This window comes from Acidithiobacillus sp. AMEEHan (genome assembly GCF_030996345.1).
Classification (GTDB): Bacteria; Pseudomonadota; Gammaproteobacteria; order Acidithiobacillales; family Acidithiobacillaceae; genus Igneacidithiobacillus.
Genome location: NZ_CP118747.1, coordinates 623,364 through 643,176, shown reverse-complemented (window position 1 = coordinate 643,176; position 19,813 = coordinate 623,364). Strand labels below are relative to the sequence as shown.

17 protein-coding genes and 1 pseudogene are annotated in these 19,813 nt (G+C 53.6%); 4 read left to right on the top strand and 14 right to left on the bottom strand.

Features of this window, described 5'->3' with window-relative positions; translation table 11 throughout:
• Positions 1-188: 188 nt before the first annotated feature.
• From ORD17_RS03295 to purU, 11 genes are all read right to left on the bottom strand, one after another.
• Positions 189-1,898, bottom strand: a complete 1,710-nt coding sequence (locus ORD17_RS03295) for a protein kinase (RefSeq protein ID WP_308389473.1) — start codon at positions 1,896-1,898, stop codon at positions 189-191.
• A 100-nt stretch (positions 1,899-1,998) separates the two neighbouring features.
• The gene (locus tag ORD17_RS03290; RefSeq protein WP_308389472.1) at positions 1,999-3,417 is read right to left on the bottom strand and encodes an APC family permease; all 1,419 of its coding nucleotides are present in this window, start codon (positions 3,415-3,417) and stop codon (positions 1,999-2,001) included.
• A gap of 235 nt (positions 3,418-3,652) precedes the next feature.
• On the bottom strand, positions 3,653-5,017 hold the full coding sequence (locus ORD17_RS03285; RefSeq protein ID WP_308389471.1) for an FMN-binding glutamate synthase family protein: 1,365 nt from the start codon (positions 5,015-5,017) through the stop codon (positions 3,653-3,655).
• Between the two features lie 12 nt (positions 5,018-5,029).
• Positions 5,030-5,728 carry a hypothetical protein gene (locus tag ORD17_RS03280; protein ID WP_308389470.1) on the bottom strand — a complete coding sequence of 233 codons (699 nt, stop codon included), beginning with the start codon at positions 5,726-5,728 and terminating at the stop codon, positions 5,030-5,032.
• Complete coding sequence (locus ORD17_RS03275) at positions 5,716-6,501, bottom strand: class II glutamine amidotransferase (protein ID WP_308389469.1); 786 nt, start codon at positions 6,499-6,501, stop codon at positions 5,716-5,718. The genes ORD17_RS03280 and ORD17_RS03275 overlap by 13 nt, the downstream gene beginning before the upstream one ends.
• 158 nt (positions 6,502-6,659) lie before the next feature.
• On the bottom strand, positions 6,660-7,994 hold the full coding sequence (glnT, locus tag ORD17_RS03270) for a type III glutamate--ammonia ligase (protein WP_308389468.1): 1,335 nt from the start codon (positions 7,992-7,994) through the stop codon (positions 6,660-6,662).
• Entirely contained in the window at positions 7,994-8,551 is a 558-nt protein-coding gene (locus ORD17_RS03265) for a hypothetical protein (RefSeq protein ID WP_308389467.1), read from the bottom strand. The genes glnT and ORD17_RS03265 overlap by 1 nt, the downstream gene beginning before the upstream one ends.
• Positions 8,548-11,466, bottom strand: a complete 2,919-nt coding sequence (locus tag ORD17_RS03260) for an FAD-dependent oxidoreductase (protein ID WP_308389466.1) — start codon at positions 11,464-11,466, stop codon at positions 8,548-8,550. The genes ORD17_RS03265 and ORD17_RS03260 overlap by 4 nt, the downstream gene beginning before the upstream one ends.
• A complete protein-coding gene (locus ORD17_RS03255; protein ID WP_308389465.1) occupies positions 11,463-11,723 on the bottom strand; it encodes a sarcosine oxidase subunit delta in 261 nt (86 codons plus the stop codon). The genes ORD17_RS03260 and ORD17_RS03255 overlap by 4 nt, the downstream gene beginning before the upstream one ends.
• A gap of 12 nt (positions 11,724-11,735) precedes the next feature.
• Positions 11,736-12,977, bottom strand: coding sequence for an FAD-dependent oxidoreductase (locus ORD17_RS03250; RefSeq protein WP_308389464.1), 1,242 nt, complete (start codon positions 12,975-12,977; stop codon positions 11,736-11,738).
• 8 nt (positions 12,978-12,985) lie between these two features.
• Positions 12,986-13,846, bottom strand: a complete 861-nt coding sequence (gene purU, locus ORD17_RS03245) for a formyltetrahydrofolate deformylase (protein WP_308389463.1) — start codon at positions 13,844-13,846, stop codon at positions 12,986-12,988.
• A 108-nt stretch (positions 13,847-13,954) separates the two neighbouring features.
• On the opposite strand from purU, the gene ORD17_RS03240 reads away from it, so the two are divergent.
• Positions 13,955-14,551 (top strand): XRE family transcriptional regulator, encoded by a 597-nt coding sequence (locus ORD17_RS03240; protein WP_308389462.1) that lies wholly within the window; start codon positions 13,955-13,957, stop codon positions 14,549-14,551.
• On the opposite strand, the gene ORD17_RS03235 is transcribed toward ORD17_RS03240, so the two are convergent.
• Genes ORD17_RS03235 through ORD17_RS03225 form a run of 3 tightly spaced genes read right to left on the bottom strand, consistent with a single transcriptional unit; the run spans position 14,530 to position 17,310 of the window.
• On the bottom strand, positions 14,530-15,261 hold the full coding sequence (locus ORD17_RS03235) for an isochorismatase family cysteine hydrolase (protein ID WP_308389461.1): 732 nt from the start codon (positions 15,259-15,261) through the stop codon (positions 14,530-14,532). The two genes, ORD17_RS03240 and ORD17_RS03235, sit on opposite strands and share 22 nt — an antisense overlap.
• A gap of 11 nt (positions 15,262-15,272) precedes the next feature.
• The gene (locus ORD17_RS03230) at positions 15,273-16,031 is read right to left on the bottom strand and encodes an N-formylglutamate amidohydrolase (protein ID WP_308389460.1); all 759 of its coding nucleotides are present in this window, start codon (positions 16,029-16,031) and stop codon (positions 15,273-15,275) included.
• 13 nt (positions 16,032-16,044) lie between these two features.
• Positions 16,045-17,310 carry a glutamine synthetase family protein gene (locus ORD17_RS03225; RefSeq protein ID WP_308389459.1) on the bottom strand — a complete coding sequence of 422 codons (1,266 nt, stop codon included), beginning with the start codon at positions 17,308-17,310 and terminating at the stop codon, positions 16,045-16,047.
• Positions 17,311-17,820: 510 nt separating this feature from the next.
• Here ORD17_RS03225 and ORD17_RS03220 point away from each other — a divergent pair.
• The 3 genes and pseudogenes from ORD17_RS03220 to ORD17_RS03210 form a co-directional block, all read left to right on the top strand.
• Positions 17,821-18,135: pseudogene (locus ORD17_RS03220) on the top strand (hypothetical protein); the annotation flags it as partial.
• A complete protein-coding gene (locus tag ORD17_RS03215) occupies positions 18,132-18,578 on the top strand; it encodes a hypothetical protein (protein WP_308389458.1) in 447 nt (148 codons plus the stop codon). The pseudogene ORD17_RS03220 and the gene ORD17_RS03215, both read left to right, overlap by 4 nt.
• A 2-nt stretch (positions 18,579-18,580) precedes the next feature.
• Positions 18,581-19,810, top strand: coding sequence for an FAD-binding oxidoreductase (locus ORD17_RS03210; protein WP_308389457.1), 1,230 nt, complete (start codon positions 18,581-18,583; stop codon positions 19,808-19,810).
• The last annotated feature ends 3 nt before the right edge of the window (positions 19,811-19,813 follow it).

The following is a 19,813-nucleotide window of genomic DNA, read 5'->3' as shown; positions in this document are numbered from 1 at the left end:
TTCCAACCCAGAACGAGCGTTTTATGGAAAATACGCTCTCTCCGAAGCGCTCAGTGCACCATCCTGGTCGTCTCCGTCACAGAGGCGCGTCAGCGCGTTGCTACTTGGCAACGCAAGCGCGCAAAAACTTGGGGCACTTGTAATCCTTTCGTCATAAAAGTTTACTCGAGCTTCGCCTTTTCAGTTCCTTAGCCAGCTTTCATTTGCATAACCAAAATCGTGAACACCAGTATAACAACCAGTATTCTTAGAATGAGTATTTCTGATATCCTGTTACCGTAGATCAACGCCTTTTCGCCAGAAGAAAACGAGCGTTCATGCTTGTCAATATCATAGAGAAGTTCCAACGTGTCGGAATACCGATTGGCCGGATCATGTTCTAACATTTTTTTTAAAACCGAATCCACCCAAGCTGGGTACTCTGGGTGTTGCTTTCGTATGCTTTTGTAGCCTTGGAATCCAAATGGTGCCGTGTTGCCAGAAAATATTTGGTAGAATGTCACCCCGAGAGCATAAACATCTGAGCGACTATCACCCAGCCCGCCGTTGACCAACTCTGGCGCCATATAGGCGAGGGTCCCAGGCACTTCTGTAGGTGCCGGGTCCAAGGCACCGGGAACACGTGCGAAACCATAATCGAGAAGAATGACACCACCATCATGCAGCAGCATAATATTTTCTGGTTTTATATCACGGTGTACGATATTTAGGCGATGTAACTCATACAGGGCGCGACTAATTTTGCGAATGATATCAATAGCATCAGAGAACCTAACGGTTTCTTTTTTTATCCTTTCGGCCAGGGTGTATCCTTGATAATATGGCGAAACAGTGTACACTTGGCTTCGACTTCTGCCATCATGCGCAGACCGTGCCAACCATGGACTGTCGACAATCGACGATACCCAATCTTCTTTAGCAAATGATCGCCGGACATTTTCGTCATTTTGCGCTCGCGCCTTAGGAAACTTGAGGACTCTTTCAGCGTTACCATTTCGCTCGTCTTTTGCACGAAATAAAACGCTATAGTATCCGTCATGAATGATCTCAAGTAAACAATAGCCATCTATCACTGCTCCAACTGCAGGCAAGCGGCCGATCGGCAACGACATAACCACATCTTCAAAAAATGTCAACGACTTTTTCGGCAAACTTACAATTTCTATTATGCCGATGGAAGCATCATCTCTGGAGCCATGAAATCTCGCTAGATCATTTACAAGTTCCCCAACTTTTGCAATGGAATCGGTCGATAGCAGTGTTTCTCTAAGCTCCTGCATTGATAAGTAGTTGTGACACCCATCTGAGACGACAAGAATTACATCGTTCTCTTCGATATCAATCTGAAAGAATTCGGCTTGTATAGAATCGTCAAATCCGACCGCACGTGTGATAATGGTGCCAGACAACACTTTAAGTGCATGGTCGGTGGTTACTAGCTGCAATTTTTGCCGCCGCCAGAGATAACAACGCACGTCACCAGCAAAACAGACATAGCATTCCCAACCTCGAATCACCACCGCACAAAACACGGCGGCCATGCCCTCCAAGGTTTGATCATGTCGCGAAAACCAATGCAGGGATCGGTTAGACGCAGCCAAACTCTGCGATAACGCATGCTCAATGGAGTAGGTCCCAGGAAGCTCCTGATAACCCTGTATCAACTGTCGTGCTACTAACTCGGCAGCAACACGGCCGGCTTTGCCGCCGCTCATACCGTCCGCGAGAACCAGAATGTTACCGCGGTTTACGCGTTGCGTTTTACCCCCTAGGCCAAATGCAATGTAGTCCTCATTGGGGTTTCTATAGGGAGCGCAATCGGAATATAGAAATACGCGGTAGAACAGATCACCGTCATGTTCTCTAATCTCCAATAACTCCTTGTAGGTACGAGGCATTGTAACCTTTCCTTTTTGACTAATCGAACTACAAAACCCCGATATGATCGGGGTTGTAGTCATTCATAGTTGCACTTTTGGTGGGGAGATAGTGCAATATCTATTTTCTCTGAAATACGTAGGAAGACTGTGACTCAAGGTCCTCGCTCATCTTTTGTAATACGGTGGGAGCACTCTTCTTGATCTTGAATAGCCAAGCGAGACCAAGAATCAAGTACGCCAGGTACAGGTATGGCAAAATGTTATACGGATACGGCGGTACGGGATATATCGCACCGAAGAATGCACCACTCATCGAGATAATCCCCAAAACCGAGAATACGATGTTCTTCGTCTTCAACTTGCCTTGCTTAGCCAGGTAGGCAGGTGCAGCAATACTAATCATGATATACGCGGTTATGAACCCAAAAGTAGACAGGGTGCCCGTGATGTCGTAAGTATTCATGGCACCCTGAGAAACCATCAGTATCGGCACAATCGCAGCCAATCCACCAGCGATGAGGATTGCCATGTGCGGTGTTTGATGTTTGGCATGAACCATGCCCATGGATCGATGTATGAACTGGTAACGGCCCATGGAAAACAGCAGGCGTGCCCCGGCGTTGATACTCGCGATGACACATGCGAAGGCGCTTGCCGATGCCAACGCGTAGAGTAGAAAGGTTAGTTTTCCACCACCACCGACGCTGGCTGCCAAGGTTTTCAGGGGCGACGCGTCGTTGGCAAGTGCTGACGCATTGTTCGCATACGCGATAATCATGGTGTAACCCACGAACATAAAGAAAGAGCCCGCCACCAACATCGAGGTAATGACCGCACGTGGAATGGTTGTCAATGGCGATTTTGTCTCTTTCCCTAATGTAACTGCACTCTCAAAGCCGACAAAGGAAAAAATTGCGAGCACACTGGCTTCCATCATCCCGTGAGTCGTCGTCCCCTTCAGCGTTAACTGGCTCGCGTCCAAAAGGATATCTGGGTGGTTTGCACAAGCGACTACCAGGAGTATCGAGATGATGCTTACGGAGACGAACTCGATACCGACGCTCAAGCGCGAAGAAAATTTGATGTCCTTATAGCAGAGATATCCCGCGGCTCCACCAACAATAATGTAAATGATCCAGTTGGAAAGCGCAATTCCGATGGATAATAGCGTTGTCTTTACAAAAATTTCAGTGCCCGCCACTACCGCCATTGCGCAAAAGATATACGCAGCCACCAACGCAAAACCAGCCATGCCGCCAGTGACCGGGCCAAGTGCCCTGGAGATGAATACGAAGAATGATCCCGCTGCAGAAAACCGGCTCGCCAACGTAGCGATGTTCAATCCAACAAAAAGGAGCGCCAATGCTGCCAAACCATAGACGAACCAGCTACCCAATCCGGCCAAAGATACTACCGCTACGATATTTAATGCGGGAGTGAGTGTTGGGGAAATATTTGCCAGGGACTGGCCAATAGCTTCGGGAAATCCTAGATTGGATGATTTTAAGCCAACTGCTTCATAAGCCTCGACTGACATTTCTGAATACCTCCAAAAAATGATCGCGTACAGAAAGGATCGGCAGCAATCCCAGGCGTGGGGTCATTCCATGTTGCCTTGGTACGCACGCCTCCGGCCTTTCAACAGCAATTATCATGCCATGAAAAAAAGTTGAGAAACACGATCATTGTGGGCTGTTCAACTGGAGAGTGTTTCATTAGCGAGCATCGTTCGCATCGCGATGGTGCATAATCTCTTTTTCGCACTAATTTGGTTAGCGGCCAGTGCTTGAACCGGGCACCCAATCCGTACCCGCAAGGGGGACTCCGGCCATAGCCGCTGCTTCTACGGTGAGAGCTACAAGGTCCTCCCGTTCCAGGTGATGCACATTGTTTTTTCCGCATGCGCGAGCGAGAGTGGTCAGCTCCATGTTCAGTGTCTGCAGATAATTTTGGACCCGATGCGCGGCCCAACTCGGTGATAGCCGCTTTTCCAGCACATCGTCCTGGGTGGTGATTCCTACGGGGCAGTGGCCCGTATGACAATGATGGCAAGTCCCTGGGCTTGCCCCCAGGGTTTGGTAGTCACCTGTTGCGTCAACAGGCTCCCCCGATGGTGTCGTCCATGTTGATGCATTGCAGCCCATGGCCATGAGCACGCCTTGCCCGATGGACACGGCATCCGCGCCCATGGCCAGCGCTTTGGCGACATCGGCCCCCGTGCGGATCCCTCCGGAAATGACCAGTTGTACGGTGTCTTTCATCTTCATTTCTTCGAGCGCTTGCACGGCTTGGCGCAAGGCAGCTAGGGTGGGGATGCCGACGTGCTCAATGAAAACCTGCTGGGTTGCCGCGGTGCCTCCTTGCATTCCATCGAGCACAATCACATCGGCGCCTGCGTGCACTGCCAATTTCACATCATGGTAGGTACGAGAGGCGCCGATCTTCACGTAAATGGGCTTTTCCCAGTCGGTAATCTCGCGCAGTTCCTGAATCTTGATCGTCAGGTCATCGGGGCCAGTCCAGTCGGGATGGCGACACGCCGAGCGCTGATCGATTCCCGCAGGAAGGGTGCGCATAGCGGCAACCCGTGGATTGATCTTTTGCCCCAACAACATTCCACCGCCGCCAGGTTTGGCGCCCTGGCCAATCACCACCTCGATGGCGTCGGCGCGGCGCAGATCATCGGGACAAAAGCCATAACGAGAAGGCAAACATTGATACACGAGGATCTTGGACGTTGCACGCTCTTCCTCCGTCATGCCCCCATCACCCGTCGTTGTTGACGTGCCGAGGGCGGAAGCGGCTCGGCCCAGGGCTTCTTTGACCGAGGCCGAAAGCGCGCCAAAACTCATCCCCGCAATGGTTATGGGCATATCGAGCATGATCGGTTTTTTGGCGTAGCGTGTCCCAAGAATGGTCTGCGTTGCACATTTCTCCCGGTACCCCTCGAGAGGGTATCGGGACATGGAAGCACCCAGGAGTAATAAGTCGTCGAAGTGGGGTATCTTGCGTTTGGCACCTAGCCCACGGATTTCATAGAGCCCGTCAGCCGCCGCGCGTTGAATGTAACTGAGGATGGCGGGGTCATAACTTGCAGACATTTCTTGTGGAGGAATTGCTGGATCAATGGGCGGCATGATGACTTCTCCTCAGTAACTGTGCCGAGCATCGGCATTCCAATGATACAATTTGCGGGCAGAGGCTATGCGCCGGAATTGTCGTGGGTCATGATGACGGTAGTCGCTACCTGCTGCACGGAGCAAGGTTTCCACGGCCTCATAATCAGCCTCCTGCATTTTCTCTTCCTGCGCATCGGCACCCAAAGATGCCACTTTTCCGCGGAGGTAGATCACCGCCTCATAGAGGGAGTCGCCGAGAGCGTCACCGGCATTTCCACAAATGACCATGCGGCCCGCTTGTGCCATGAATGCGCTGAAACTGCCGACGGAGCCCCCGACGACGATGTCTGCCCCCTTCAAGGAGATACCGCAACGGAGTCCCGCGTCACCATCGATAACGAGCAAGCCACCGTGCGCCGAAGCGCCCGCGGAATTGGAAGCGAAGCCACGCACGTGCACCCGTCCACTCATCATGTTTTCTGCGAGGCCAGTGCCGGCGTTTCCGGCAATCGTTATCGTCGCTTCTTGATTCATACCGGCGGCATAGTAGCCAACGTGGCCGCCAATGCGCACTTGCCAGGGCGCATTTAGGCCTACTGCAAGGTTATGGGCACCGTCCGGATGTTCGATGGTGACGAGATCGGCGCCAGGCTCTGGAACCGCTTGGTGCAAGAACTGATTGATCTCCCGGACGGAGCTGGCATGTAGGTCGAATGTTAGACGTTCCATACGTATATCTCCTCCGGGGCGGGTTCGAAAATATGTGCGTGCTGGATCCCTGGTAAATGTGCCAAGGCATGGAACTCCGAGGCGATGGCGACGTAATCACTCGTTTCCGCAACCACTGCCGGTTTACATGCGAAGGGGTCCCGCACCAACGCCAACTGCTCTGCCGTGCCCATCAAAAAAGTAAAAAAACCATCAAGCGCCGAGAAACTCTGTTCTATCGCGTCTTCGAGGCTGTCTCCCTCGCGCAGACGCCATTCCAAAAAACGACAAGCGGCCTCGGTGTCGTTATCTGTCGCAAACTCGATTCCTTCCGCTTCCAATTTGCGGCGAACACTATAGGGGTTAGACAAGGAGCCGTTGTGCACCAAGCAGAAGTCCGTTCCCGCGGTGAATGGATGCGCACGCTCTGGCGTCACTGCCGATTCAGTGGCCATTCGCGTATGCCCCACCAGATGACTTCCTTGCAGGCTTTCCAGTGCGTAGCGGGAGGATACCTCGGTGGGACGCCCGACATCCTTGTATACGGTCATGTGACGACCGATGGCGAGGAGATGGATATCCGGAGCGGTGTTACGCAGCCATTTTTTGATCGCGTTCGGATCGATCTCGGCGAGCAAAATCGCATGGTTCGCGCGCGTATCCAGTTCTACCGGATGTTGCAAAAACTCTTCGAGACGGTGACGAAACATTGGCCATGGATCGCCAGCTCGGGTTTCAGCATACAAACTCAGTTTGTACTGCCCGGTGGGCGGGTCATCAGAAAATGCTGCCAATCCTGCGGAGTCGGGTCCCCGCTCTGTCATCCCGAGCAGCATAGGCTGCATCCACGCCCCGAGCTGGGGGCGTAGTGCCTCTTTTTTGATCAGCAAGCCGATGATCCCACACATGACGCGTTCTCCTCTGCCGTTTCCCGATCCGATGCGAGAGCTGCCTAAAAAAACTCCAAATAGCTTCGCAATTCCCAATCCGAGACGTGGCGCATGTACTCTACCCACTCCATCTGTTTGAGGCGTAAAAATTCCCCTACCACGGGGCCGAGGGCACCCCGCAGCAGCTCATCCGCCTCCAACGCTCGTATGGCTTCGTGCAGATTCTGGGGGAGAATTTCAACCCCTGCCTCTTTCAGTGCGTCGCTGGACCAGTCATACAAATTTGCGTTGATGGGTGCCCCAGGGCTGAGCTTGCGATCTACCCCATCCAAACCTGCGGCGATGACGGCAGCGGTGGCAAGGTATGGATTGCTAGAACCATCGGGCAAACGCAGTTCCAGGCGTCCTCCCGGGATACGAATCATGGAGGAGCGATTGTTGTCGCCATAGCTGATGTACGCGGGGGCCCAAGTGGCTCCCGTCAGGGAACGACCGACGACGAGTCGTTTGTACGAGTTCACCGTGGGCGCACAAATGGCTGCAAGTGCGGGGGCGTGGGCCAGCAGCCCGCCAAGAAAATGATAGGCGAGTGTGGAGAGTCCCAAGCCTTGCGTGTCATTGCTATCGGCAAACAGATTCGTGCCATGCGCATCCCCAATGGAGAGGTGCATATGCATGCCGTTGCCCGGGCGATTGGCAAATGGTTTGGGCATGAAGGAGCAGATCAGGCCCATATCACTGGCAATTTCCGCAGCGGCCATCTTGAAGAAAATGAACTGATCACAGGAGCGCAAGCAATCACTGTAGGTGTAGTTCACCTCGAACTGGCCGTTCGCATCCTCATGATCAATCTGGTACACGTCAATGTCACTCGCAAGCAGACTGCTTACCAATTTTTCTAAGAACACGCGCGAGCGGGAGAGCCCCTTGTAGTCATAACAGGGCTTGGAGAGCGTGTCGCTGGCATCGCAGGGCTGGATCTCTCCCTGGCTATCCCGTTGGAGTAACGAAAATTCTGGTTCCAGGCCAGTGAACAGCGTCCACCCGCGCTCATTCAAGCGCTGTATCTGCTTTTTTAAAGTGACCCGCGTATCATATGGCCAAGGCTCAGCTCGCACATGGCCATCACATACGATTCGCGCATACCCCGGTTGCCACGGCACCAGAGACAGCGTGGCGAGATCCCCCACCGCCATGAAATCTGGGCCGTGGGGTTCTATACCCAACCCCCAGACGGCAAAGCCGGCAAATCCCGCACCTTCTTGGAGAATGCTCGCAAAATGTTTCACCGGTACCGATTTGGTTTTTGCGGCACCATGGATATCCACAAACTGCGCCAAGACATACTGAATGTCGTTCTCTCTCAGAAAGACCTCTGCTTCTTCCAGTGTCATCATCACAACCCCCGCAGTACATGGAAATCCGATAGGGAAAGATCGGGCACGATCTTCTCGAGCATTTCTTGAAAATAATGGCTGTAACTGCCATCGAACCAAAGGGATATCTTTTGTAGATCGGCCTCTGGTACGGCAATGACCGATACCCCCATCATGCTGGTGAGAACCACCGGTCGCGTATCGAGGGCGAGGGCGGTAAAATCAACACTGCAGATTTGGCGCAACAGACTGGGCACGCCTCGACCTTCCAGAAGCAGCGCCGCACCATCGTGCCAGACGGGATATACGCTGTCTTGTCGGATACTCTGGCGTAGAGATTGGATGCAGAATTCCTCTGCTTCTAATAGAAATTCGCTACGCCCCAATCGGTATACCGCCCATGCCCCATCCCGGATCCAGCTGTTTGAGCCAGGTGGGATCGGGATGCCTTGGCCCTGCAGCCAAGAGGCCGCCGCTGGGCCCTTGCAACCCCAACGCGGCTGACGGGAACGATCGACCACGCGCAGGAGTGGTGTCGACCAATTGTGCAGGAAGGTTTGTCGCTCGGGCATGGTCATTTGTTGGATGCCTCCTGCTGTCGGCGTTGCTCGGGATCATAAAACGGAAGATCGACAATATCGGCATACACCAATTCACCGTTGCTCAAGCGGATGGGCAATAGCTTGCTGTTGGTGACGAAGTCCCGTTCTACCAGGGCCAGACCGATGTAAGCATCGAGCGTCGGGCTGAAAGCGATGCTCGTCACCCGGCCCACTATATGGTCTTCGGCAATCACGAGATGATTTTCGAGGGGCGGGGTTTGTTCGTACTCCCTGCGCAAGCGGAACCCACAGAGACGACGCTGCTTCGGGTGACGCTGCAAAATCTGCAAACTGCGCTGCCCGATAAAAAATGTTTTGTCCATTTTGACTGCCCAATCCAGGCCCAATTCGTAGGGATGGGTGAGACCGTCGCTATCCTGACCCAGGAGAATGTGGCCCTTCTCCAGGCGCATAATCCGTTGCGCCTCGACCCCGAAGGGTCGTATTCCCGCGGATGCTCCAGCGCTGAGTAGGGCATTCCATACGCCTTCTGCATAGCTGGCCGGTACGTGGATCTCGTATCCCCACTCCCCCACAAAACCGACGCGCAACACACGCGCCGGTGCGCCAGCTATCGTACCTTCCCGAATCCCGAGATAGGGAAAGGATTCGCTGCGCAAATCCAAATTGGTGATCTGCTCCAAAACCTCCCGCGACTTTGGGCCAGCAAGATTCATTGCCGCAAAGGTGCCGGTCAGGTTGACGGAGGTGCAGTCCAAACCCCACCAGGTATTCCAGCGACTCCAGTCCCGATAAACCGTGCTGGCTCCGGAAGAAGTGGTTGTGACATAGAAATGATCCGGCGCCAGACGACCGACTACGCCATCATCAATCACCACACCCTGCTCGTCACACATGACGCCGTAGCGCGTCAGCCCGATTTTGAGCTTGGCGTAGCGGGAGATATACACTCTCTCCAAGAATTCTGCCGCTTGCGGACCGTGGATCTCGATTTTGCCCAAGGTGCTGACATCGATCAGTCCTACCCCATTGCGGACGCTTAGCACCTCCGACCAGATACACGACAGGCGATCTTGTTGCTTGTCTTCACGATAAAACTCGGGACGTACCCATTCGCCCATACGCAGCATCTGTCCGCCGGTAGCCAGATGCGCCGCATGTAGTGCCGTGTGGCGATAGGGGTGAAAACCGCGTCCAGCAAGAATGGAGAGGGGAACGGGGTGATAAAACGGCCGCGCCGTGGTGGTTCCCACGGCCTCAGGCGACATCCCTTGCAGGCGTCCGAGGATTCGCAGCGCATTCATGTTGGAATGCTTTCCTTGGCTGGGTCCCATGCCATTGGTGGTGAATCGCTTCATCAGCTCAATGTTGTCGAATCCCTCCTGAGCGGCGTTTATGTAGTCTTTCAGCTGAATATCCTCGTCGAAATCGACGAAATTCTTGCCCTCGGGGTGTTCCACGATTGGCCAGGGAACGGTGGGGGAATGGGTTTCTGCGGGCGTGCTTTGCCTAGATACCGTGCCGTGACCAAGAAATGCCGCTGCCTCCTCACCCGCACGCAGTCCATCCAGGTATTGGTTGGCAGCAGTGAACACGCCTGTTACGCGGCCGCAGGCAAAGATTCCGTCGGGCAAAACCTCGGGAACAAATTGTTCGACGTGGGTGGCGTAGCGCATGCGTGCCCCTGCCTGGTAGAGCAGGTTGGCAGCGGGCGCCCAGCCGACACTGACGAGAATGCTGTCACAGGAGATGGCCTGGCTGGTCGACCAATCGACTTCCCCGTTGTTCCAAGGAGCGATCCGTGCGCCGGTGACCACATTCTTGCCAACCCCCGACAGCGCCTCGACCACTGCGTATCGGTACAGTAAGTTGACTCCCCTCTTTCTCAGTCGGCACTGGATCTCTTCCTTCACCATCTCTGGGCTACGCAGATCCACGATTGCCATGGGAGGGATGTCGTGAGCCAGCAAATCTTCTGCCAAACGGTAAGCGTCGTCGTTTCCGGCGAAAATCAATGGTGCCCTACCCGCAGCCACCGCGTGGCGATAAAGCAGCCGCTGTGCTGCCGAGCCCAACATTACCCCAGGCAAGTCGTTGTTCCGGAAAACGGCTGGCTGCTCGATACAGCCAGTCGCAATGATCACCGCGCGTGCGCGCAGTTTCGTCATTTGCTCCATGTCCACCAAAGCTAGCCAGTGGTCGGCATAATAGCCAGCTACTGTCGTCTGCATCCGCAGGCGAATATTCGGGTGTTCCGTCACTCGTTGCAGCCAGGCCTGCAGGACCCTGTAATCATCCTGAGAGCCCCCCCGCTGATACTGCGCTGAGCCGCCCGGTCGAGGATTCTCGTCGATCAACAAGACTTGTGCTCCCTGCTCGGCCGCCGCCCAGGCTGCCGCCAAACCAGATGGACCCGCACCTACGATGGCGACGTCGCAAAAATCATAGTCCTTGGGGGTGCTACGCCGCGGGGCCGTGAAATCTACGACACCTAATCCCGCGACCCGACGAAACAGCTTTTCCCAAAGAGGAAAGGTATTTTTTTGATAAAATGCCTTGTAGTAGAAACCCACGGGCAGAACAGGAGACAGCCGATCCAATATCGCCATGGGATCCTGGGCCAAGCTGCCCAGATGGTTCACCGCACGTAGCTGCATTCCCTCCTGTAAGGGAACGACATCTGCACGCAGATGGGGATCGTCTTCGCTCTGCAGCAACACGTTTACGTCGTGATTCGCAAACGACAAGATTCCTCGCGGTCGGTGATACTTGAAGCTCCTTCCAAGTACCTGTTGGCCTGCCGCCCAGAGGGCACTGGACACCGTATCTCCAGAAAACCCGGTGCAGGGTTTACCCTCGAACACGAATCGCAGGGGGCGACTACGGTCAATCCATTCGCCTGCAACCGGGGGTAGCCGAAAACCGCTCATTTCCGCTCCTCCACAGAAGCAGCGAGACCGAGAATCTCATCGGTGCGTGTGTCGCGTTCCAATAAAAACCAGGTATTGCACGGCAAATGGCACCACCACTCTTGTTTCACCCCTGCAGACCCGGCGCGATTGAAGAGGTAGTCTGTCCATTGGGCATCCGTGCAGGTGTTTGGATCGGGCATGTCACGCCGCACACCATAGTAGAGGAATTCCGAGAGGTTTCGGGTGCTACAAATTGGGCAGGGCAGTTGTTTCATGCAGCTTTTCCTTTAGTGCCCAACAGCAGCGGCGCCGCGCTCGCCGGTCAGCGAGAATTCCCGAAAGCGATCTAGAGAAAACCCTGTGATCAAGGGATGCGGCTTACCTTCCGCGATAGTCGCAGCCATCGTCTTACCCGCAATGGGAGTTGCCTTGAATCCCCAGGTACCCCAACCGGCATCCAGATAGAAGCCTTCCACCGGAGTTTTGCCCATGATCGGGGCGTAGTCGGGCGTCATGTCTGCCATACCGGCCCATTGTCGAACCACCTTGAGTTCTGACAAGAAGGGAAAGAGATCAAGAATGTGTGCCGCAAGACCTTCAGTAAAATCGAGGGTGGAGCGGGTGGAATGCAGTTCATAAGGGTCGAGGGAAGCACCCATCACCAGCTCTCCCCGCGCCGATTGGCTGACATAAACATGTAAACTTCCGGATACGATGATCGGATCCAACCACGGCTTGGTGGGCTCACTCACCATCGCCTGCAAGGGATGCACGTAGAGAGGCGAATCCAAACCAACCATCTGCAGAATTTCCGGGCTAGAGCCGGCCACTGCCGACAAGACACAGTCGGTGTGGATGACACCCTTTGTGGTCTCGACAGCGACCGCCTTCCCCGCTTTAACCTGAATCCCGGTTACCGCGGTCCTCTGATGAATTTCCACTCCCCGGAGGTCGGCACCCCGCCCGTATCCCCAAGCCACCGCATCATGCCGAACGATCGCCCCGGGGGCATGGTACAGGGCTCCGAGCACTGGTGCGTGACCGCCACAGCTGATGTCCATCATGGGCAAGGCACGATGGACAACATCCGCATCCACCACCTCCGAGGCAATCCCATAATGCTTGTTTACCTCCGCCCGCCACCGCATCGTGCGCATGGCCGAGTCACTGTGTGCCAAGGTAAAGTGACCGCGTGTGGAATAAAATAAATTCAGATCGAATTCCTCCGAAAGATCTTCCCACAAGTGTATGGAGGCGTCGTAAAACTGTACCCCCTCTGGGGTGAGGTAATTGGAGCGCACAATCGTGGTATTGCGTCCCGTATTGCCACCGCCAATGTAGCCTTTCTCCAACACACAAACCTTGTGGATGCCATAATCGCGCGCCAGGTAGTAAGCAGCGGCCAGCCCATGTCCCCCAGCACCGATGATGACAACATCGTAGTGATTCTGCAGGCGCTCTGGTGGTCGAAACATCCGCGGCTCTGGGTGGGTTTTCGCGGCCGCAAAGCGCAATAGACGTAACGGCATGGTTCCCCCTATCGAAAAACTACGGTTCGCTGACCGTTGAGCAGCACCCGATCTTCCAGGTGGTAGCGCAATCCCCGGGCCAGAACGGTTTTTTCTACATCGCGCCCGGACCGAATGAGCTCCTCCGGAGTATCGCCGTGATCTACCCGCAGCACGTCTTGCTCAATGATGGGCCCCTGATCCAACTCCTCCGTAACGTAGTGGCAGGTCGCTCCCACCAATTTCACCCCGCGGGCATACGCCTGATGATACGGTTTTGTACCGACGAATCCCGGTAGAAAACTATGGTGAATATTGATGATGCGTCCGCGATATCGCGCACACATCTCGGCATCGAGGATCTGCATGTAGCGCGCGAGAACCATGACATCCCCACGAACCTCGTCGAATAGATCGGCAATGGCCGCAAAGGCCTCTCGCTTGTTTGTTGATGTGACGGGTAGGTAGTGATAGGGGATCCCGTGCCACTCGACAAATTCCCGAAAAGTCTCATGGTTAGAAATGACCGCTGGAATATCGATAGCGAGTTCACCCGTACGCCAACGGCCCAGCAGATCGTAAAGGCAGTGTCCCTGCTGGGAAACGAGAATCACCACGCGCTTTCGGAGACGCGAATCGGTAATCGACCACTGCATCGCAAAGTCCTGCGCCAGGGCAGCAAAACGTGCGCGAAACGTCTCCACGTCGAAGGGAAGAGAATCGGTCCGGATCTGCTGCCGCAGGAAAAATCGCTTGCTAACGGGATCCGCATGGTGGCTGGCTTCGACGATCCAGCCGCCGTGTTCGGCAAGGAATCCCGCCACCCGCGCGACGATGCCAATACGATCGGGACAAGATAGCGTCAGGGTATAGTGGGGCGCGAAAGGCATGGGATCCGTATCCTCAGCACATCATCGACTGTGGTAGCATGATGAATGACCTGTTTATCTCATGTCAACTATATTTCCTGATCAGAAACACAGCAAGGAGCCCCCGCGATGGCCAGCATGGAACTCGGCAGTGACCTCGAAAGGTATATCGGAAACACCATCCGCGAACTTCGGAACCGCCAGGACCTCACCATCGCCGATGTCGCGGATTTGACGGGGATCAGCAAAGGCATGCTTTCGAAAATCGAAAACGCACAGACCGCCATGAGCCTGGACACTCTATCCCGTCTTTGCAAAGCCTTGGGCGTCTCCCTATCCGCCCTGTTTCGCAACTACGACGTGCCTGAAGGCAGTGCACAGATGGTAAAGAAAGGTGAAGGCATGGAAGTGGTGCGACGCGGTACCAAACGCGGGCATACCTACCACTTATTGGCCTATGACCAAGGACCGGGAAAGCGTTTTGAACCATTTTTGATCAGTATGGATGATGACGCCGAGGTATTTCCCACCTTTCAGCATCCAGGCACCGAGTTCATTTACATGCTAGAAGGCGTTATAGAATATCGACATGGTAACCACACCTACCTCTTGGAGCCCGGAGATGCCCTCACCTTTCGTGGCGACATACCGCACGGGCCGGAACGCATACTGCAGCTTCCTATTCACTTTCTGTCAATCATAATCTATGGAGAAAAAGAAAACTGATGCCTTTCATAAAAAATTATTAACTGGCGCTTTTTTTCGTCATCATTTCCGACCGTTTTATTTCGAACCGCCTCGATCTCCAACAGTAACTCATCCGTTGTGATTTGGCGACAGTAACCCCTATTGTTTTTCAAAGAAGATTGATGACGCTCAATCGAGTGTGTTGCGCACGCATCTGTTACCAGGGTCACGAGATATCCATAATCACAGGCGTCGCGCACGGTGGAATCAATACACTGGTCGGTAAGAACACCAGCTACGATGAGATATTTAACGCCCAAGTTGCCAAGAACGTAGTGGATATTGGTAGAAATAAACGGCGAGGATGAAGTTTTTGGAATGACGATTTCATCTTGCAAAGGGGAAATCTCATCAAGTACCTGTGCATCGCGCGATCCTTTGGGGCAGAACAATCCAGAAATTTTGTAATCCAACCCCATATCGCGTCCATCCAGTGTCAGACTTTCAATTACCGTATACATCACTTCAATTTTGGCAGTGCGACACGACTGTAGCAGTCGTTTCATGTTGGGCAACGCACGGCCGCGCATTTCTTCAAAAAAATAGCCGTATAGCTCGTTACGCTCTCGTATGCTCAAGTCGCCATACGCCCCACCGTCCAGAGCGGAATATTTTTGAACATCAACAAATAACAGTGCAGTAGATTCTATTTCTATGGGGACATCGCGCGATATGCCAAAATCTTTCATATAGCCTCTACTCAACTCAAATCATTAGCAACTAATGGCAGCAGTGCGGCCAATCTCACGGCCCACTCCTCCTGCCCGGATTCGCTCATTAACAGATCCTGCCGAATTTCAATGGCGACATAATCTAGTCCGCGGTGTTCTGCATGTACGGGAATACTAAAATCCGAGGCATCGCTCACGCGGTATGGCTCATTCTCCGCTACGATAAAGCCCTTTTGATCGCGTAGCAAAGTTGCCAACCGTTTCGAACATCGAGAATTCTTGTTATAGAGCGTTGAAACATGCATGGCGCGATCAGCACCCATATACTGTGGCGTAAAGCTATGCAGAGATACGAGAATTGTTGACTGGCGCGCGGCCATACGCTTGTCTAGCTCAATGGAGATAGCTGTATGATAGGGGAAAAATATTTGCGCATATCTCTCCCCTCTTTCTATATCACTAAGGCTGCTATTCCCTGGAATGAATGTTTTCTCCGATACAACTGGTATAGCGCTATCCCACAAAGGATTTCGGTTGCAATCAATTACCAAGCGAGAGTAATTTTGCATATACGCCGGTGCACCCAACAATCTGGACAGCCTCTCGGTAACACCGGCGATTCCAATATCCCAGGCAATGTGTCGACGTCTATCTTCGGCGCTGATGCCCAGTCCTGCCAACGAAGCAGGGATGGCATTGCCCGCATGGTCAGCAATCAGAACAAACATCGAGCCCGGCGTCCCAGTTATTCTTCGTACCACTGGACAATCATCATCCGACAAAAGCATGAACTGTACCTAGTCAATATACTTCGGAATAACGCTTGCATATTCCCTCTTCATCCAGGTTTTCGAGTGCGGCTATTTCTGCATTTTTAAAGGCAATATAAGAATTCATCGCATCTTCAGACCACCATGACGACGCGGCGGCATCAGCCTGCAAGGCAGCGGTAGCATCCATCAGGGAGCGGGGCAATATTTGACTTTCATCCGGGGACGCCTGCAACGACAAGCCGCGCTCTAAGCCCTCGAGACCAGCCCAAACTAGCGATCCAAGGGCCAAGTAGGGAGACGCGGAAGCATCCGCGACTCGAAACTCGACGTTGAACTGCGCCGCTGGCGTTTCCTCGGAGGTCGAAAAAATAGGTGCGACGCGGAGCGCAGCGCCGCGATCCTGCGAGCGAATATTCGCGTGCACGGGAGCCCACCGATTTGGCGTCAAACGGTAATACGATGCCACAGATGGAGCCGTAAATGCCGTGACTGCACTCATATGATCCAAAATACCCGCAAAAAATGCCGATGCTTCACGACCAAGGCCCAAGAACCCGGCGGGGTCGTGCGTTACTGGTACATCACCACGCCATAGACTCATGTGAATATGCGTGCCATTACCAATACCATCCGGCGTGAGCATTGGCGCGAAAATTGCCCGTCCCCCACTGCGCCAAGCAAGCGCACGTGCCATCTCACGTAACACCACGGCGGCGTCTGCTGAACGCAAACCCTCTTCAGGATGCAACGTAGCCTCATACTGTCCTGGACCATATTCAGGCAGAAAGCTGTCTGGCGCAAAGCCCGCGAGGCGCATGGCTCCCAATAATTTCTCGCCAAACGCACCTTGCCGCCGGAAGGCGTCAAGAGCATATGTCGCGCCGGGGCGCTGCTCGACATTGCTCAGCACGAATTCTTGCTCAAAACTCGCCAAAAGGTGCAGACCGAACCTCCCCTCAAGCCTGTCAAGAGCCCGTTTGAGAAATGTTCGAGGACAAAAATCCCATGGTGTGCCGTCGGTGTTGGTGATGTCGCTGAGGTAAAAACGTTCTGTGATATCATCCTCGAACACGACCTCAACATATGCCTGGGGATCTGGTCTTATTATCAGATCACCTTCCGTGCCAAACGGGGTCGTAAAGATTGGTCCGAAGCACGACATCATTATATTGGAGTGCGTTAATCCCACGCCCTTTTTGAGCCGACTCGCAAGATCAGCAACGGGAAAAGCCTTCCCACGGACCAGACCTGACCAGTCGCAAACACCGGCAAACACCAGTGGTTCTCGTTTCATCTACTTTTCCCCGAAACAAAAAGAAACGATAAACGCACTCCCAGCCTACCTGTGGCGGTGTTTGATTGCGTCGCGCCCACCCCCAGCAAATACCATGCCGCTTCTGAGCCGGAAGGGCAGACCCGAAAGATCTGCAGCACGGCACAGGTGCATGGGCAAACCCCGCTTCGCTCAGCAAGTCCTTGAGGGGGTGCGAGTATACGAACGTCCCTACGCGAGGGCGTGCACGAACCGCTCCTGATTGGCGAGACAGTTTTGTTAGCCCGATGAGGGGAGAATTTCTTCATAGACCTACTTGTTACGATAGCGACCGGGTCCTTGGCCTGCAGCAACAGGCTTGGTGTACCCCAATTTCCAGGAGGAAAGGGGTGGCAACAGGCTGGCTTGCCAGACTGATGATGCACTGTGCTAGTGCACCTGCACGATCTTGGGTCCCTATTCTAGGGCGTAACAGAGGCTGTCATGTATTTCAGAGGTCGCTCATAAGAGCTCGTCTGATTTCTCACTCAAAACGATTCTGAATTGATAGCGGTGTGGGTGTCTCATGAAATGAGCAAAGGCAAGTCGATGCGGGAAGCGCTTACTGATTCCATCGAAAAACTTGATGGTGTTTTTACCTATCTCATCTCCGATCAGAATTCCATTGGTCTTGCCAAAGATAGATATGCTATCAAGCCATTAGCTACCGTACAGGACGATGGGACGCTCTGCGCAGCTACGGAGGCGCAAGCGCTGCGTCGCATCTTTCCTGACGAGATTAAAATCGTCAATTATGAAGGACCAGCGGAAACAGCAAGCTGGGATAGTGGAGTACAGGTGGCATGAACAGTTTGTATACGCTAGATGCTAGTGAATTGACAACCAAGGGACTGAATAAAGAGATTCAGGAGCTTGCTAATTTTCACCCATATCTACGTCTGGTCAATCCGATGTCGCGCCACAATATTGGTATCGGACTGCCGCCAAATCTTGAGCTCTGTATCGAAGGATCTGCCGGATATTATTGTGCGGGGCTTAATACTCGGGCGACTGTGACGGTTACCGGAGATGTCAGCTGGGGTGTAGGTGAATGCATGAGCTCTGGCCACGTTACCGTGGGCGGCTATGCCGGTACGTCGGCCGGCGCTGCGATGCTCGGTGGACTGATCCACATAAAACGAGATGCAGGACCACGGACTGGAGTGGCAATGAAGGGTGGCTGTATTGTCGTTGGAGGACTCATTGGCGCACACGCGGGATTGGAGATGAGAGCCTGCCAGAAAAAGTAGATGTGGTAATTATCGGCGGAGGAATTATAGGCGCCACCTCCGCATTGGAGCTGACGGAACGGGGACTAAGAGTCGCACTATGCGAGAAAGGGGATATAGGGGCCGAACAATCAACGCGAAACTGGGGATGGGTTCGCCGTCAGGGCCGAGATCCTGTCGAACTACCGCTCGCAATGATTGCCCGCGACATGTGGCGAACATTGGCCACGCGCATCGGCGAAGATATAGGCTATCAAGAGTGCGGAATTTATTATCTAGCATCCTCTCGAAGGGAAATGGCTAAGTATGAAGGCTGGTTGGCGAGAGTGGCGGGGGCCGGGCTGGAGACAAAGCTGCTTGGCCCGAAAGACGTCTCAGCTATGCTGCCAGGTGCTAGTAAAAATTTTTTGGGTGGATTGTACACTGCCCATGACGGGCGTGCTGAGCCTTCCGTCGTTACCGCGGCGGTGGCGGAGGCAGCGAGACGGAAAGGAGCATCTTTACTAACCCGTTGTGCTGTGCGCGGAGTTGAGACATCGGCAGGGGAAGTCAGCGCTGTAGTCACCGAACGCGGGCACATTCGATGCGAAGCTGCGCTTGTAACCGCGGGGATGTGGTCGCGCATGTTCCTTCGGAATCTCGGAATAAACTTTGAGCAGTTATCCGTAACTGCAACTGTCGCGCGAATCGATGCCACGACAACTTCGATCGATGTATCCGTCGGAGGGACCGATTTTGCGTTTCGCAAACGACGTTATGGGGGGTATAGTATTGCTGTTAGAAATATGAATATGGCAAATGTGACTGTAGATAGTTTATTGCTAGCCAAGGAGTTCCTGCAGGCATTACGTGCTTCACGGGGCGACGTACGTCTCCGACTCGGTCGATACTTCATTGAAAGTATGGGGCATAGGAAACGTTGGACAAATGACGATATAACCATTTTTGAAAAGGTCAGAATCAACGGCGCCGATCCAATACGAAATATGGCAACCAAAGCGCTTTATAACGTCGTCAGTGCCTTTCCGGAGTTCAACGGATCGAGAGTTACGGATGCATGGTCAGGGGTAATAGACGTAACACCGACCTCTTTGCCGACAACATCTGCGCTACCAATATCTGGTCTATTCTTAGCGAGTGGATTCTCTGGTCACGGATTCGGTCTCGCTCCCGCAGTTGGCGGGATTACGGCTAGTCTAATTATGGGGAAATCGCCAGGTATGGACTTAAGCGCATTTAAATACAGGGCCTAGCGA